Source organism: bacterium (assembly GCA_008933615.1).
Lineage (GTDB): Bacteria > CLD3 > CLD3 > SB21 > SB21 > SB21.
Map to the genome: position 1 here is coordinate 1 of WBUR01000057.1, position 16,148 is coordinate 16,148.

Here is a 16,148-nt window from a genome sequence, read left to right on the forward strand (position 1 = left end):
CTCATACACCGCTTCGTCGATCATGTGTGCTTTTGTCTCCAGCCTCAACCCTATCCCTTCTCCTTGAAAAGGAGAAGGGAACGTACAAACTAAAACAGTACGTTCCCTCTCCTCAATGAGGAGAGGGACAGGGTGAGGTTCTCTCCTACCCCTCCACGACCTTTATCTCTTCTGCCGTCCGGCCGTACAACTCATACACTGCTTCGTCGATCATGTGTGCTTTTGTATCCAACCTCAACCCTATCCCTTCTCCTTGAAAAGGAGAAGGAACGTACAAACTAAAATAGTACGTTCCCTCTCCTCAATGAGGAGAGGGACAGGGTGAGGTTCTCTCTCCTACCCCTCCACCACCTTGATCTCCTCTTCCGTCAGGCCGTACAACTCATACGCCGCTTCGTCGATCTGGCGGTCGAGGCTCGTGCAGAGCAATTCCAGCCGGTCTTTCTCGGACTCTAATTTCGCTTCGGATAATTTTTCCTTCGCTCCCAACATCTGCTCGACCAATTTCACTATATGATCATGACGGGATTTGTCGGCGGGGTTTGATTTGTCAATTTTATAAATCGGAATATTACCTAAATCAGATACCAACACTTTTGGGAATAGTGCCTTCTGAGCTTTTGGATTTCTTTTATGATGAAACCAAGTAATTAGACGCGAAGAAATAATAGCCAGTATGTAGAATGGATGAGGCAATTCGTTTTGTATCTTTATTGGTATTACATCCCTGCTATGATACAACTCACCATCAAAAAACGCTGCAATAATTCGTCTGTCAGCACCTCCGGTAATTTCTTGGACAAGGATTCTCTTTCCAATGAAGTTGTTAGGGTCTCTTGCGGCCGCTAACCACGGTCCATACTTAATCCAGCGTTTACCGCTAACATTGACATGATATCGCTGCAAATCTCTTCCGACAATTTCAGGTTTCCATTGCAATCCCAATTTCTTTCCCGAATGATAGGGCTTTGTCTTAACCGTTAATGATGTCTGGACTTTTCCATTGATATCAAGACCCTTACCAACTTCATATGGATTATAGCCCGAACACGGTCGGCTTATTTCGCTGAGCGGTTGCGACACCTCTATTATTTTTTTTAAAATAATTGTGTCTGAGTCACCTTCAAAAATATTTAGCGTAAAATCAGCATCAATAAAACGAGACTGTTTAAACTTTCTACTTATTTTTGGAGGCAATGAAAAACCAAGTGTATCATAAATATTAACAACAACGCTGCCATATTTTTCTCTTTCAATAATGGATACCAGAGTATTTACTTGAGCGTTTTTAAAAACTAATTCTGGGAGCCAATTAATTTCTCGTATAGCGAAACCCTCCAAAACAAATTTCCTTAGGGATTTGGCAGATGGAATAGTGAGCCATGTAACTGGAACGATGAAGCCATGCAAACCGTGTGAATCAAGCAAGCCAAGTGATTTTTCATAAAAAAGAAAATAATGTTCAAAACTGCCTTGTGATGACTCATAATTCTTTCTGAAATAAGGTTTTTCAAATTCTATATGAATTTGATGAAATCCATACGGTGGATTTCCCACGATCGCATCGAAGCCGCCGCGCTTCATGACTTTGGGAAATGCATCTTCGAAATTCATCGGGTTGAGTTTACGTTCCTCTGTCTTTTCGAAGAGATCGCCTTCGAGAATGTCCGTGCCGATCAGGGAATTGCCGCAGACGATATTCTGTTTCAGGTCGGGAAGAATTTTTTCTTTGATTAGGCTGAATTGATACGCGTCATTCATCGTCACGTCTTCGAGCAGTTTGAGATACAGCGAAAGCTGGGTCACTTCCGTTGCCTGGTAATCGATATCCACGCCGTAGATATTATTGATCAGAATTTCCTGCCGCTTTTTAAGCGAGAGCACGACTTTGCCTTCGCGCATCTGCGTATCGCCGGGTTTGGCCTTTTCGGGATAGGCGGAATAATACCGCGTGTGATAGTCGAGCAACTCGCTGTACACTTCGATCAGGAAGGAGCCTGATCCGCACGCGATATCCGCGAATGCCATTTTGGAAATTTCTTCGGGCGTCTTCCCGAATTTCCCACCCCCCTCGTTCTCCCCCCTTGTTAAGGGGGGAGCTAGTGGGGGGTGGAGGGAGCCGGAGGGTGGTTGCAAGAGTTTCCCTACCGTATTCTGCACGATATACCGGACGATATATTCCGGCGTATAATACACGCCGCCGGCTTTGCGCACTTCCGGCTTGTCTTCCACGTCCGCGCGTTTGGGCGTGGCATGCACGACCTTGCCGAGAAAGCGTTCGTATATACTGCCGAGTATCGAGATGGGAATTTCGTCAAAGAGATACGGCGACGAAGGATCGGCGAGTTCATTGCATATCTCTGCGAATTCTTCCTCCGGAGGAATGAATTTATCGCCGTCGATCAGCGAATGATGTTTGAAAACGAGCCCGTTGTATTTGGGCTCGAGACTTTTGCAGAGCGCGACGAAGGATCTCCATGCTCCAACCTCACCCCGTTTCTCTCCTTTCAAAGGAGAGGGAGACAGGGTGAGGTTCGCAATGTGCGCTTCTTCGATATTTTTATCTTCGAGGAAACGAATAAATACCAGCCGGTCGATCGTACGCTGAACCGCTTCGGTGAGTTCCTCGCTTCCGAGATCCTGATTATGTTTTTTAAATGACTTCGCCAGCGTCAGGCGTATGTCGTCGAGCTTCACGAGAAACGCTTCATCGATCGGAAGAGCGATGCCCTTGAAGGACACTTGTTGTTTGCCTTTTTTGGGTTTCGGAAGTTCGGAAGCGCGTTTCTCTATCGATCCTGCGGCAACCCCATCGCGTCCGAAAAGATGAAAGATACGGCTGAATTTTTCCTCGTCCGCGTACTCGGAATAATGGAAATGTTCCATGCGCCGGTCCAGCGCGGTATTAATGTCCGGCATGAAACGGCAGTCGATGACATGAAATTCTTCGAAGTCCGTCAATACGGAGATCGGAATTTTTTTATTGTACGCGTAGCGGATGATCTGGTAATAATCATCGGGATTGGCGAGGCTTCGTGACGGTTTTTTGGCCTCGACGAAAAACTTCGGGTCGCGGAAATTCGGGCCGACAAAGAACGCATAATCCGCGCGCCGCTGGGATTTGCCGGTCCTTACCGATTGCTCGATCTTCACTTCCTGTTCGTACGGATTTTTCTGGTGCTCGTGATTCACATCCCATCCGAGCGCGATCAGGAATTTATCGATAAAGTCTTTGCGCGCTTCTTGTTCCTGATAATCCGGAGCAAGGTACGTAGCTTCGTGTTTTTTGAAATCGTTAACGAGTTGCCGGACGTGGTCGATAGACTTTTTCATAGGAATCAATATTCATTTAATTAGAAAGAGCTACGATTGGCAGGAGAAATGTACAGTGTCAGGTTGGAAATGTCAATGAGATTTATGAAATGCAAATCTACAAGATTTATCTAATCGCTTATCAAATCCAAGAAATTCTATCAATCCTAAGTTGGACATAAAATTGCAACCATCCAAGAAACCTTAAGGTTTGAGCTTGGACTCGTTCCTTCGTGCGCAGATACGAAATTAAACGGCGGTTCAGATCGATGTTCCATTTAATAAAAAAAACGGGCTAACGTTTCAGCTCACGTTAGCCCGGCACATTCGAGCGCGCTTATTTGCGCTGATTCATCGGAACGAAGTCCCGCGTTGATGGACCGAGATAAACCTGCCGCGGGCGAGATATCTTCTGTTCCGGATCGGTGAGCAGTTCCTGCCACTGCGCGAGCCAGCCTGACGTACGCCCGATCGCGAAGAGCACGGTGAATATTTCCGCCGGAAATTTCATCGCTTCATAAATAATACCTGAATAAAAATCCACATTGGGATAGAGTTTCCGTTTCACGAAATAATCATCCTGCAGTGCGATTCGCTCGAGTTCGATCGCCATCTCCAGAAGCGGATTCTTTCCGGTTACTTCGAATACCTGTTCCGCGATGTTTTTGATGATCTTCGCCCGAGGATCGTAATTCTTATAAACACGATGCCCGAATCCCATTAGCAACACCTCGCCTGCTTTGACGCGTTTGATATATTCCGGAATTTTATCTTTCGAGCCGATCTGGCGCAGCATACGCAATACTTCTTCATTGGCGCCACCGTGAAGCGGGCCGTACAATGCCGCCGCCGCCGCTGCCATGGATGAATAGGGGTCTGCGTGCGCGCTGCCAACCGTTCGCATCGTGGTTGAGGAACAATTTTGTTCATGATCCGCGTGCAAAATAAAAAGTACGTCCATGGCTTTTTCGAGAACCGGATTGACTTTGTATTTTAGTTCGTTCATCTTGAAAAGCATATTCAGGAAATTACCTGCATAACTTAGCTCGTCATCCGGGTAAGAGTAAGGCAATCCGAAACTGTGGCGGTAAGAAAACGCAGCCAGCGTCGGAATTTTTGCAATAAGCCGGTAGATCTGCACTTTACGTACTTCAGGATCATGAATTTGTTTCGCCTCCGGATAAAACGTAGACATGGCCGCAAGCGAACTGATCAGCATTCCCATCGGATGCGCATCGTGATGAAATCCGTCAATAAATCCTTTAATTGTTTCATGAATCATCCTGTGATGCGTGATCTGAAACACCCAGTCTTCCAATTGTTTCTTATTGGGTAATTCGCCGAAGAGCAGCAAATACGCCACTTCAAGATAGGTGCTTTTTTCGGCCAATTGTTCTATCGGATAACCGCGATACAACAAAATGCCTTTGTCGCCGTCGATAAATGTGATCTTACTCTTGCAGGATGCCGTATTCCTGTAGGATGGGTCATAACTCATCATGCCGAAGTCATCAGCATTGACTTTCATCTGACGAACAGGCATCGGATCAAATGTGTCATTCTCTATAGGAATTTCAATCGTTTTCCCTGTTCGGTTATCCGTTACGGTCAAAGTATTTGCGCCCATAATATATACCTCCTAGTCTGTTGTAACTGAATAGTGGATTGCCCTATCATTTAGCAAGTCCGGGTTCTTGTTGTTTATTCTATTCTTCCATGATATGATGATCTTTTTTGCCCTGTCCACAAAAGACGGGATGGACCTTTCGGCATGTTCACTGATTCCCTCATGAATAAGATACGGGTTTTCAATTTCCAACGCAAGAATTCGCACTTCATTTGGAAAAGGAATTTGAAGGCGTTCTGCTATCTTGAAAACTTCGGGTATCCCGGCATAATGCGGCGAGGTGGGCCAATCCTCAGAAAAATCTCTTTTGGTATATTCGATAATGCTTCCCGGTTTGTTCCGGCCTGTCACGATGGAATCAAGTATTAAGGCAAACTCGTATCCTTCCAATGCATCCAAAAGTTCCAACCCAAGCCCAAACGATTCATGGAAATCCGCATCGTCTGATGATGTCTTCCGCAATTCTCTGGCGGCGATAAGACCGACGGCATCATCACCAAGGATGTCATTACCAATTCCTAATACAAGGATTTTTTTATGGTCTGCCATTTTCCCTGCTCTTGCAACCGCAATCATTCAGCTTGCTCGGCCGTTCGTGCGGCTACGGGCCTATTATATTTTATCGGGACAGTGTCTTTACTATTTCTCCCGACCGATCCCTGACGCGAATGGTTAGCGGAACGGTGCCCGGCAGCATATGCGTCGCGCAGGCATTACACGGATCGTATGCGCGGAACGCCATTTCGATCATATTGAGCAATCCGTCGTTGACATTACCCTTGTGAATGAGTCCTTTCGCCGCTTTTTCAACGCTCATCGCAATGCGGCAGGAATTATTCTGCGTTGCCACGATCAAATTAGCTTTCTTGATCAATCCGCGCTCGTCCGTTTCATAATGATGGAATAAAGTTCCCCTCGGCGCTTCCACAACCCCGATACCAACCGACGGCGTTGAGGTCGGAATGACGCGCAAATCACGGCTCGTGATTTCCGGATCGTTCAGTAATTCATTCATTCTTTCCGCCGCATAGATCATTTCGATAACGCGCGCCCAGTGATTGGCCAGCGTGTGATGAACCGGTTGTCCGCCCAGCGTCGAATAAAATTCCTCATACGCTTTTTGAGCTATCGGCGTTGCCATTCCGCTGGACGCATTTAATCTCGCCATCGGCGCAACAGAGTATACGCTCGTTTCCTGACCGTCGGTAAATCCCTTCCACCCCAGCGGTTTGAGATAACAGAATTTGACGTAGCTCCACGGTTCTACATGTTCCGCAATATAGTCGAGATATTGATTGGCGTTGAACTTGGCAAACTCTGCACCGCTTGGGTTCACGACACGAATCTGCCCGTCGTAAAAGTTTACTTTGTTATTCGCGTCAACCATTCCCATATAATACGTCTTGTGCGTAAATGCATCCGAAGTGATCAGTTTGACGTAATCGTCGTTTTTTAATACGATGTCTTTGAATACCTGAAGGGTAAATTGCGCAAAGTCCAATCCGTCTTTTGCCAATTCCTTAAATTTCGCAAGTTCATCCGGAGCCAGTCCTTTCGCAACGCCGCCGGGCAAACCGAAAACGGGATGCACCACTTTCCCGCCGAGATAGGCGATCAATTCACGTAATCGCCTCCGCATACTGATCACACGTTTCCCAACATCCAGTCCGACCTTTTCTATTACGCCCAGCACGTTTCGGGCTGCTTTCGGCGCATCGGGGCCTACAATAAAATCCGGCCCGCCGAGCACATACACATGAAGCGCATGATCTTCGAGCATAAATGTATTGTATATCAGTTCGCGGATTTTTTTTGCCGCGGGAGGCGGTTCGACTTTATACAAATCGTCCAGCGCTTTGGTTCCTGCCATGTGATGCGCGGTCGGACACACGCCGCAGATACGGCTTGTGATCTGCGGCATATCTTCCGCCGGACGGCCGATGCTGAAAATTTCAAATCCTCTTAATTCCGGAATCTGATAGTACGCGCGTTCGACCTCGCCGGCGTCATCCAGAAAAATGTCGATCTTACCGTGCCCTTCCAGGCGCGTGATCGGATCAATGACGATACGTTTCGATTTCACATTGGATCCGGCGTAACCCGTTGCACTTTCTTTTGTTGATTTTTGAATCGTTTCTTCCATAATATTTTCCCTTCTAATAATTCATCCCTGATACAGAGTGGTGCGAAATGCGGAAATCAAAATTCCTTTTCATTAACCAACTCGATGTTTCGCATCGTCTTTTTTACTGTTCAACAATTTCCACTCTGCGATTCTTCGCTCTTCCTTCTTTCGTCAAATTACTTTCTATGGGTGCCAATGAGGCTATTCCCTGTGCATTCAGTTGCTCCGGCTTTACTCCATATTTGGTTACCAATTCATTTGTAATCGCTTTGGCCCGGTTTTCAGATAATACCATCGCCGCGGCAAAATTTCCGGTGTTATCCGTATGCCCGACAATAAAGAACTTCTTTGCAGCATTTGAATTCATATACTCTGCAATATTTTTTAAGGCGGCTGATGACTCCTGTTTTATTTCTGATTTTCCACTTTCGAAGTGAATATCATAGACGGCAATATGGCCTGAGGATAGAATGGCTTGCGAAATATTTTCAGCAGATACCATTCCTGTTTCAACCGCCTCCACTTCCACAATATCCTCGGTTATCAGTGTATATTTTTCATCAACCACTGCATAGATCACGGCATAAATATCTTTCCCGTCTTTATTTTCTCTGCCTGCAATAAATGCATGGTTGTTTTTCCAAATGGGCAAGCCAATACCCATGCCGAATTTCCCGTTGTTCAGCCCGTTGTAATAACCGCCAGTCGCATAATATTTATCACCCCACGTATGTGGCCGATCACTTTCTCCAAGCTCTTCATTCGCAATTGAAATCAGAACTGTAAAACCTGCTTTTTTAAATGCCGATTTGTAATTCTGCAGAACAAATTCAGAATTATTGTCGGGAGAGACCGTATACTGAATTCGCGTGACCTTGCCTTCTAGCTCCTTTGGTTTTTTCCAATCGATCTTGCCGTTATCATCAACGGGCAGCTTGTAACTGCCCCATTTCGTTTCTTTATAAAACTCAATTACTGCCCCGCTAAAGCGGCTTACTAATGGATGGTCTTTACTGTTTTCAATATCCGTTTTTCTTTGAGCGTAAAGCGATGAGGTAGCGATGAACGCTACGGCAACAAACATTATGCTTAATGTTTTCATCTTAATTCCTTTTGAATTATGTATTGGATCTCACCCTCCGATGATAATTCAGTTTACTTTCTTTCTGAGCAGCGAACCGGCCAAACCGTAACGGTAAAATGTTCCGACCGGATCTGGTATGGTCTTTAAAACCATTTCCATGTCGTCTTCATTAGTTGCGCTGACGGCTGAACAAATCGATGAGAGTATTTTCGCTCCCTGATCTATGCATCGCGACGTCGGTCCGAAGCAGCCCGTACACGGCATGTTGCCTTTGGTGCATACGGCTTCACAGCCGCCGCGCGTCGCAGGTCCCATACAGACCATACCTTGCGCGAGAAAACAAGTTGACTCATCCGTCGCAACCTGATGCGGACGTTTGAATTCCGTATAGGCAATATCTTCCGGCTTGGTTTCTTTTCTCGGACACTCGTCGCACAACGCTACATCCGGCGCAAGTACGGTGCCGACCGGAGGCAGGTTGCCGGACAACAAGGCCAGCACGGCTTCTTTCAGCAGTTTCGGCGTCGGCGCACAACCCGGCAGATAATAATCGACGTCAATCACCTGATCTAATTTACGCACGGTATTTCTAAATTCCGGAAGTACGACCCGAGTACCGTTGTGTCCTAATTCCAGCATTGGCCGCGTGCGTTCGGTATTCTGAACCGTCGGCGCATCCTGATACACGTAATTAAGGATCTGCTCGCGGCTAAATTGATTTGCCAGGCTCGGAATTCCGCCCATGTGCGCGCAGGATCCATACGCGATGATGAACTGGCTTTTCTTACGGATCAATCGGGCCATTTCCTCCTGCTCGGAGGTTCGTATGGCGCCGTTAATAAACGTCGCAACGATGGAACGGTCGGGCATCGCAACCACATCCGATTTTTTAAAATCCATCGCAACGGGCCAGAATACAATATCCACGGCCTCAGCCACCATTAGAATATCTTCGGCGAGATCCACGACGGACTCTTCACAGCCGCCGCACGATGCACACCAGTAAAATGCGACTTTAGGTTTTTCAGGCATGGATATGCACCTCCTCTCCGATGTTATGTTCCCCTATAAATTCCATTTCTTTGTCCCATTCCTTGAAGCGCTCCGGCAAACGAAGCGGGCCGAGCGCTTTGATCTTTTCCACCATATCATTGATCACTGTCCGCACGCGTTCGCCTTCCGAAGCGGATATCCATTCGAGGCGGCAACGATCTTCCTCTATGCCCATGTCTTGCAGCATCCGCTTCAATAGTTGAAAACGTCGCGCGGTTTTGTAATTCCCTTCCATGTAATGGCAATCGCCGAAGTGACACCCGCCGATCAATACGCCGTCGGCGCCTTTGGCATACGCGTTCAAAATGAACTGCGGATCTACCCTGCCGGAACACATTACGCGGATGATGCGTACATTAGACGCATGACGCATACGGGAAACGCCCGCCAAATCTGCCGCCGTATAGGTGCACCAGTTACAAAAGAATGCAACAATAGTGGGTTCCCAATTCTTGATTTCCTTTTTACTATCCGACATGGGTCGCCTCCTTTTCATATAATTCAGAATCGTTCATCGCGAGCAATCCGTTGATCTCAGCGAGAATCTCCGCATCTTCAAACATGTTCTGCTGAATAGAACCGGACGGACAAGCCGCGACACAGGTTCCGCAGCCTTTGCATAACGCTTCGTTGATATAGGCTTTCTTCGATGTGTCGTTAAACAAAATAGCGTGGAACGGACAGAGCGGAATACACGACTTGCATCCGGAGCAAAACTCCTCAGTAATGAATGCCGTATTCGGTTCCAGTTCCACTTCGCCCGTATCGATTAGCATCATCGCCTGCGCCGCGGCAGCGCCGGCCTGAGCTACGCTGTCCGGAATATCCTTCGGCCCCTGACATGCGCCCGCAATAAAAACTCCGTCGGTAAAAGTGTCTACCGGCGCGAGTTTGGGATGGCGTTCAAGGAAAAATCCTTCGGTGGAACAGGAGATATTGAACATCTTACGAACGGCTTGCGCGTCTTGCTGAGGTTCCATTCCCACGGCCAATACTACCATATCAACCGGAATACGGCGTACGGTACCGATCATCGTATCCTCGGCGCGAATGATGAGTTTTCCTTCTTCAGCGGGATTGGCCGCCCAGTCAATCACTTCAGCCACACGCCCGCGAATAAAATGGACATTTTCTTCCAGCACTTTATCGTAAAATTCTTCGTATGCTTTCCCTGCCGCACGGATATCGATGTAGAAATTGTATACTTCCGCGCCGCTATGTTCTTTGAGAAGATGCGCAAGTTTCAGCGAATACATGCAGCACGTGCGCGAACACCATCGGTTGGTGTTACGGTCGCGTGAACCGACGCAGTGAATGATGCCGACCGTTTTTGGATGCGAGCCGTCGCGCAGGATCAGTTCCCCGCCCGTCGGGCCGGATGCATTGATAAGACGCTCCACTTCCAATGAGGTGTACACGTTCGGATATTTTCCGTATCCGTAGAATGGCACTCGGGCCGCATCGAACGTTTTATATCCGGTGGAGAGAATGATGGTTCCAACATTCACTTCTTCGATGGTTTCCGTTTGTTCGAAATCGATCGCATCGCGATCACAGGCTTCGACGCAGGTCTGTTTGCATTTTCCGGTTTTAAATTGAATACACGTTTCCGGATCGATCACGACGACTTTGGGCGTCGCCTGCGGGAAGGTTATGTATATCGGCCTGCGCTTGCTCAAGCCCATATTAAATTCATCGGCATATTTGCCTTCTTTATAAACGCATTCGTCAATGCAGGCCATGCAGCCGACGCACAAGTCTTCATGAATATATCTCGGCTTGCGTTTCACTTGTACGGTATAGTTGCCCACATATCCATTCACACTCGTGACTTCGGAATACGTCCAGAGCGTGATGTTCGGATGTGATTTTACTGCGGACATTTTCGGTGTTAAAATGCAAGCCGCGCAGTCGAGTGTTGGAAATGTCTTATCAAACTGCGCCATGTGGCCGCCGATCGTGGGCTCTTTCTCAACGAGATAGACCTTTTTTCCTGAATTGGCCAGCGTCAGTGCGGCGTGAATGCCCGCAATGCCTCCGCCTACAACGAGCGCATCCGGATTGATCTTAACGTATTTCTTTTCAAGTTCTTTGTGGAAAAATACCCGGTGAACGGCCGCGCGCGAAAGATCCATCGCTTTTTGAGTTGCTTCTTTGCGGTCCTCATGAACCCATGACACATTTTCGCGAATATTTACCATTTGAAAGAAATACGGGTTGAGGCCACCTTTTTCGACCGCTTTGCGGAAAGTTTGCTCGTGCAGAAGCGGTGAACATGAAGCGACTACAATTCGATTCAGTTCGTGATCTTTGATATCTTGCTGGATCAAGTCCTGTCCGGGATCCGAGCACATATACTTATAGGTTCGAGAAACGGCGACGCCGGGCAGTCTGGAAATGTATGCCGCCAAAGCTTCCACGTCGATTTGATTGGCAATATTATGGCCGCAATGGCAAACATAATAACCGATGCGAATATTTCCATTGTTTTGATGATTAGGCATGGACTTTCACACCTCCCTTCCGAGATCTTGAATGCCAGGACGGTTTGACAAACAGCCTTTGAATTCCCAAATCTTTTTCTGGCAATCCAAACGCAACCCCCATCAGTTGTGTAAAATACATGACCGGAATGTGGATGTTCTCGCCATAGTTGGCGTTGATCTTATCCTGAAAACATTCCAGATTGAATTGGCATAACGGACAACACGTGATGATCATTTCTGCGTTCCGTTTGACGGCTTCGACGAGCAATCGGCGGTTGAGACGTAATCCGGCTTCAGGAATGGTACCGGTCAAACTGCCGCTGCAGCAACGCGTTTTTAGCGGCCAGTCTACTGCTTCGCCGCCCAAAGCATTGACCAGATGATCCATGGTCATCGGATTATGTTGATCGTCAAAATCTGCAAAGGGACGAACAATTTGGCATCCGTAGTAACAGGCTACCCGCAGTCCTTTTAAATTATTTTTGACCTGTTCGGTAACCGTTTTGAGCCCTATATCATTAGCGATAACATCCAAAGGGTGGCGCACTTTCGTTTTTCCCTTATAATGCAATTCTGTCGCTAAAAGTGCCTTATCCACTTTTTCTTTTACATGAGGATAGGTGCTCATGTATTTTTGAGTTTTGGTCAAGACTAAGTAACAAGCGTTGCATGGCGTAAGAAGCTCCGGAGACTCTCCGTTTTTCCCGTTTTGATTTTCCGCAATTACCAAATTTCGTGCCGCGAGGGAGAATGCCTGCACTTCGTCAATCGAGGCGTAAGAAGTTGCTCCGCAGCAATTCCAGTCTTTTAACTCTTCGACGTCAACGTTCAAATAGCGGAATACACTTAGCATGGATTCTTCATACGCTTTGCCGGTACTGTGGAGAGAACAGCCCGGGTAATACAAGTACTTTCTCATGTTCGCACCTCCTCTATCGATTCAGCCGCTTTGAGCAGCCGTTGAAGTTTATCTATACGTTCGATCTTGTCTCGTTTAAACGAAAATCGTCCCGTTCGCATAAGCCGTAATCCCATTAAAGCCTGACTAAACATCATAAAAAGGTTTGTTTTCAGGTAGAATTTAATAAGCAAAATCGCTTCGCTGTTACGTCCCTGCTTTCTAACAATATTGAAGAATTCACGTGAGAAGATTGGAATAGGATAACGCTTGGGGTACACGCCGCGCGCAATCGCTTCACGTTTGAGCGTGTACATCACGTCTGTGATATGAATTTGGCGCGGGCATTTGACCGTGCAGGCATAACAGGATGAACATAACCAAATAGTCAAACTGTTCAGCACTTCGTCTTTAAAACCTTCCCTCGTCATTGCAATGATCTTCCGAGGTGTGTAGTCCATATAATCGCTTAAGGGGCAGGTTGAACTACATGTGCCGCATTGGATGCAACTGAGAAGTTTCTGGCCGTAAGCTTTTGCCGCCATCTGTTCGCCAAACCCCAGGTCGAGTTCGGATTCGTATTTGATCTTTCGCATTTTATCGCGCGGATCGGGCGACGATTTGTTTTCTACAAATCCCATTGGAATAAATGAGATCATGATTACCTCCTTGCCAATAAAGAATCAAAAACCGTTTGAAATAATTTGGAAATTGAACTTTAAAACATGGAAACATAAATCTTTATAGAATGACTCATGCAATTTAGAAAGAATTGGGGCAGTGCCGGAGGGATTAATTCTGAAAAAGGAAGAGACCTATTCCGTTTTAGAGTGAGATCAGTTGCATTATCTGATCAGAATTCATTGATAGAGCTGATTGATTTTATAATAAACCTCCTTTTGGTAACGAATGAAAAAGACAGCCGTAAACGGTATCGAAACGGTCATCTATGGGAGGAATGCAGATCGAGTACAAAGGCCCGAAAATACAGGCAATTCGGAGGCCGGCTATATGTAGTATTTGCACCTTCATGGGTGCTCGAAGTTAAATGTCGGTGACCGTTAACGTGACCGCCTTAGCGACTGACAGTCATTACTTTGTGAAAAAAGTTACAATCTTTTTTAATCAATGTCAACCCTTTTCAAAAAACATCGTATCGTTTTTGAACTTTACCTAATCCGGTACTGTATATAAAAAGCGTTTGACTTTTTTGGTCGGCGTTTTCTCAAATTCCTCCGGATGAATATAGACCTTGGCAATATTGATCCAGGCCGGCATCAGGGAGTTGAGCAGTTTTCTATTCTCTTCCATTTTTTCCTCAATTTGCCGTTCATCCATTTTCAATTTGTCCACTAACTCCATGTCCGGATAAACCATCGCCATGAATTTGCCGTTCTTTTCAAGCACCAGAGATTCTCCGACCATCGGTAATGAATTCAATTTTGACTCGATCGCTTCTGGATAAATATTTTCTCCCGACGGCCCGAGCATCATGGTCTTACTTCGTCCTTTAATATAGATATACCCGTCTTTATCAATTAATCCCAAATCGCCCGTTCGCAGCCAGCCGTCTTCTGTCAGCACTGCTTTTGTGTCTTCTTCATTCTTGTAATAACCGTACATTAGATTTTCGCCTTTGACCATGATCTCACCAACCACTTTTTCCTGATCCGGTGAATCAATCTTAATCTCCAGAGTATCCATTACTTTACCTACCGAGAAGCGCCGATGTTTTTGCCACGGAATGTAACTGATTAATGGGCCGCATTCCGTCATGCCGTATCCGATGGTAAATGGAAAGCCTATTTCCATCAAAAAACCCTCTACTTCCGTGCTCAACGCCGCGCCGCCAATGACTACCATGTGAAAATTTCCGCCAAACGCTTCCATCAATTGCTTCTTGATCTTTCCGTCAATACCGTTACTGACAAGAGGAACTTTTCGTAAGAAATCAACGGATTTCTTATTAAGCACCGGTTTAATCCTGTTCTTGTATATTTTTTCCATGATGAGAGGCACGGAAGACACCAGGCGGGGACGAACCTGCTTAAACGCCTCAAGCAAGATCTGAGGCGTTGGAATCTTGCTGATAAAAACGATATGACAACCTTCAACAAACGGATACAAAAAATCAAACGCGCATCCGAAGGCGTGCGCAAGCGGTAAAAAAGATACGATGTTTTCTCTGGGATGCAACGGCAGATTATTAAGAGCAAATCGAACGTTAGCGGTGAGACTGTTATGCGGGATCATGACGCCTTTGGAAAACCCGGTCGTGCCTGAAGTATAGACAATTGATGCGAGCGCCTCATTAGGAATTCTCTCCAACGAAAATTTTTCAGGCCGCTTTTCAAACGTGAGTTGGCTCTGAACGTAAGACTCCGCTTCTTCCAGCACTTGGGCCAAATTGTCTTGTTTGCTGTGCAGAATCCGAAAATCATTTAATGAAAATATGGCTCTGATCTGGAGCATTTTGTGCTCGTCCAGTCGCTCAAAAATATCGTCGGCAACAAAAAGAAAAACCGCGTCTGAATGATTGACAATGTGCTGCAGATCTTCCGAGTGAAAATCCGGGAGTCCGGGAACGGCCACAGCGCCGTACGTCACTGTCGCAAGATACGTCACCGCCCAGTTGATAGAATTCTTTCCTATCAACGCTATCTTATCGCCCGACTTAACATTGCATTGCCTAAATATATAATGCATCCGAACCATTTTTTCCGCCACATCGCCAAAACGAACCGTCTCGCCTTTGTAGTTGGTAAATGCAGGCAGATCCCAGTTTTTCTTGATCGTCTGTTCAATGTACTCAACCAAATTTTCCTTTAACATGGAAGTGATCCTTTTTAGAGTAACAATTTACAATTAATGATTGCTCAAGCAGTCGGATAACATGACGCCTGATCTTCCCAGTGTTCGTAACTCTCCATGATCGCCTGATCAATCTCGAGCTGCGCCTGCACCTCCGACAAATGTTCTTTGAGTCGATTCAAATGATCCTGTTCGTCCTGCGCGATTTTGAGCAGGTAATCTTTCACTTTCTGATCCCCCACCTCTTCTGCGCAGCGGGTAAAATAGTCATGAACATCTTTTTCCTTCTTAATTGCGCACTCGAGAACGTCAGTGATACTTCGGAATACTTTGACTCGTGCCATAACGACACTCCATGTTGATTAAGGTGACTGTTTAACGGTATTGTAAAAATGATTTTCGATTGATGATTCATTATTCGTCTATTCAGCTTACATAATTTTTTCCCGCAGATGCCGCTAATTTTCGCGGATAAATATTTCTGCGTAAATCTGCGAAATTTGCGGGAGACGAATTCATAGTTCATTCACCTCGTTTGTTATTCGCTGAGATGGTCTCAGCGAGAAGGGGTTGCATGTTTTTCGATTAACTTTTTCCTCGTATAAGGAATGAGTCCTCCCGCATCCATGATCGCCTGACGGGCTTTGGGCAAAGGTTCTATCGGATAATATTTATGATGGGTCTTATTGACAACAAACTCATTCTCTATTTCCAGTTCGTCGCCTTCCGCCGCTTCGAGCGTGGGGCACACT

Annotated in this window: 12 protein-coding genes; all 12 read right to left on the reverse strand. The window is 46.3% G+C overall.

Translation table 11 applies throughout. The features are described from left to right. Window positions 1-336 precede the first annotated feature (336 nt). Window positions 337-3,333 (reverse strand): N-6 DNA methylase, encoded by a 2,997-nt coding sequence (locus F9K33_15465; protein KAB2877787.1) that lies wholly within the window; start codon window positions 3,331-3,333, stop codon window positions 337-339. A 316-nt stretch (window positions 3,334-3,649) separates the two neighbouring features. Then, window positions 3,650-4,939 (reverse strand): citrate synthase, encoded by a 1,290-nt coding sequence (locus F9K33_15470; GenBank protein ID KAB2877788.1) that lies wholly within the window; start codon window positions 4,937-4,939, stop codon window positions 3,650-3,652. A gap of 12 nt (window positions 4,940-4,951) precedes the next feature. After that, window positions 4,952-5,515, reverse strand: coding sequence for a hydrogenase maturation protease (locus F9K33_15475; protein KAB2877789.1), 564 nt, complete (start codon window positions 5,513-5,515; stop codon window positions 4,952-4,954). Window positions 5,516-5,558: 43 nt separating this feature from the next. Then, window positions 5,559-7,082: a Ni/Fe hydrogenase subunit alpha gene (locus tag F9K33_15480; GenBank protein ID KAB2877790.1), complete on the reverse strand. Its 1,524-nt coding sequence runs from the start codon at window positions 7,080-7,082 to the stop codon at window positions 5,559-5,561. Window positions 7,083-7,185: 103 nt separating this feature from the next. Continuing rightward, window positions 7,186-8,166 (reverse strand): OmpA family protein, encoded by a 981-nt coding sequence (locus tag F9K33_15485; GenBank protein KAB2877791.1) that lies wholly within the window; start codon window positions 8,164-8,166, stop codon window positions 7,186-7,188. A gap of 48 nt (window positions 8,167-8,214) precedes the next feature. Next, entirely contained in the window at window positions 8,215-9,180 is a 966-nt protein-coding gene (locus tag F9K33_15490; GenBank protein ID KAB2877792.1) for an oxidoreductase, read from the reverse strand. Next, window positions 9,173-9,679: a hydrogenase iron-sulfur subunit gene (locus F9K33_15495; GenBank protein ID KAB2877793.1), complete on the reverse strand. Its 507-nt coding sequence runs from the start codon at window positions 9,677-9,679 to the stop codon at window positions 9,173-9,175. Before F9K33_15495 ends, F9K33_15490 begins: the two co-directional genes overlap by 8 nt. Next, window positions 9,669-11,705, reverse strand: a complete 2,037-nt coding sequence (locus tag F9K33_15500; protein ID KAB2877794.1) for a CoB--CoM heterodisulfide reductase iron-sulfur subunit A family protein — start codon at window positions 11,703-11,705, stop codon at window positions 9,669-9,671. Before F9K33_15500 ends, F9K33_15495 begins: the two co-directional genes overlap by 11 nt. Then, window positions 11,698-12,606, reverse strand: a complete 909-nt coding sequence (locus tag F9K33_15505; protein KAB2877795.1) for a disulfide reductase — start codon at window positions 12,604-12,606, stop codon at window positions 11,698-11,700. The genes F9K33_15500 and F9K33_15505 overlap by 8 nt, the downstream gene beginning before the upstream one ends. Then, window positions 12,603-13,244, reverse strand: coding sequence for a 4Fe-4S dicluster domain-containing protein (locus tag F9K33_15510; GenBank protein ID KAB2877796.1), 642 nt, complete (start codon window positions 13,242-13,244; stop codon window positions 12,603-12,605). The genes F9K33_15505 and F9K33_15510 overlap by 4 nt, the downstream gene beginning before the upstream one ends. A gap of 514 nt (window positions 13,245-13,758) precedes the next feature. Beyond that, window positions 13,759-15,417, reverse strand: a complete 1,659-nt coding sequence (locus F9K33_15515; GenBank protein ID KAB2877797.1) for a long-chain fatty acid--CoA ligase — start codon at window positions 15,415-15,417, stop codon at window positions 13,759-13,761. Window positions 15,418-15,461: 44 nt separating this feature from the next. After that, a complete protein-coding gene (locus tag F9K33_15520; protein ID KAB2877798.1) occupies window positions 15,462-15,740 on the reverse strand; it encodes a DUF2383 domain-containing protein in 279 nt (92 codons plus the stop codon). Window positions 15,741-16,148 lie beyond the last annotated feature (408 nt).

Excerpts from the sequence above, each read along its gene's own strand:
- F9K33_15465 (KAB2877787.1), bottom strand. The coding sequence starts at position 3,333 with ATGAAAAAGTCTATCGACCACGTCCGGCAACTCGTTAACGATTTCAAA.
- F9K33_15470 (KAB2877788.1), bottom strand. The coding sequence starts at position 4,939 with ATGGGCGCAAATACTTTGACCGTAACGGATAACCGAACAGGGAAAACG.
- F9K33_15475 (KAB2877789.1), bottom strand. The coding sequence starts at position 5,515 with ATGATTGCGGTTGCAAGAGCAGGGAAAATGGCAGACCATAAAAAAATC.
- F9K33_15480 (KAB2877790.1), bottom strand. The coding sequence starts at position 7,082 with ATGGAAGAAACGATTCAAAAATCAACAAAAGAAAGTGCAACGGGTTAC.
- F9K33_15485 (KAB2877791.1), bottom strand. The coding sequence starts at position 8,166 with ATGAAAACATTAAGCATAATGTTTGTTGCCGTAGCGTTCATCGCTACC.
- F9K33_15490 (KAB2877792.1), bottom strand. The coding sequence starts at position 9,180 with ATGCCTGAAAAACCTAAAGTCGCATTTTACTGGTGTGCATCGTGCGGC.
- F9K33_15495 (KAB2877793.1), bottom strand. The coding sequence starts at position 9,679 with ATGTCGGATAGTAAAAAGGAAATCAAGAATTGGGAACCCACTATTGTT.
- F9K33_15500 (KAB2877794.1), bottom strand. The coding sequence starts at position 11,705 with ATGCCTAATCATCAAAACAATGGAAATATTCGCATCGGTTATTATGTT.
- F9K33_15505 (KAB2877795.1), bottom strand. The coding sequence starts at position 12,606 with ATGAGAAAGTACTTGTATTACCCGGGCTGTTCTCTCCACAGTACCGGC.
- F9K33_15510 (KAB2877796.1), bottom strand. The coding sequence starts at position 13,244 with ATGATCTCATTTATTCCAATGGGATTTGTAGAAAACAAATCGTCGCCC.
- F9K33_15515 (KAB2877797.1), bottom strand. The coding sequence starts at position 15,417 with ATGTTAAAGGAAAATTTGGTTGAGTACATTGAACAGACGATCAAGAAA.
- F9K33_15520 (KAB2877798.1), bottom strand. The coding sequence starts at position 15,740 with ATGGCACGAGTCAAAGTATTCCGAAGTATCACTGACGTTCTCGAGTGC.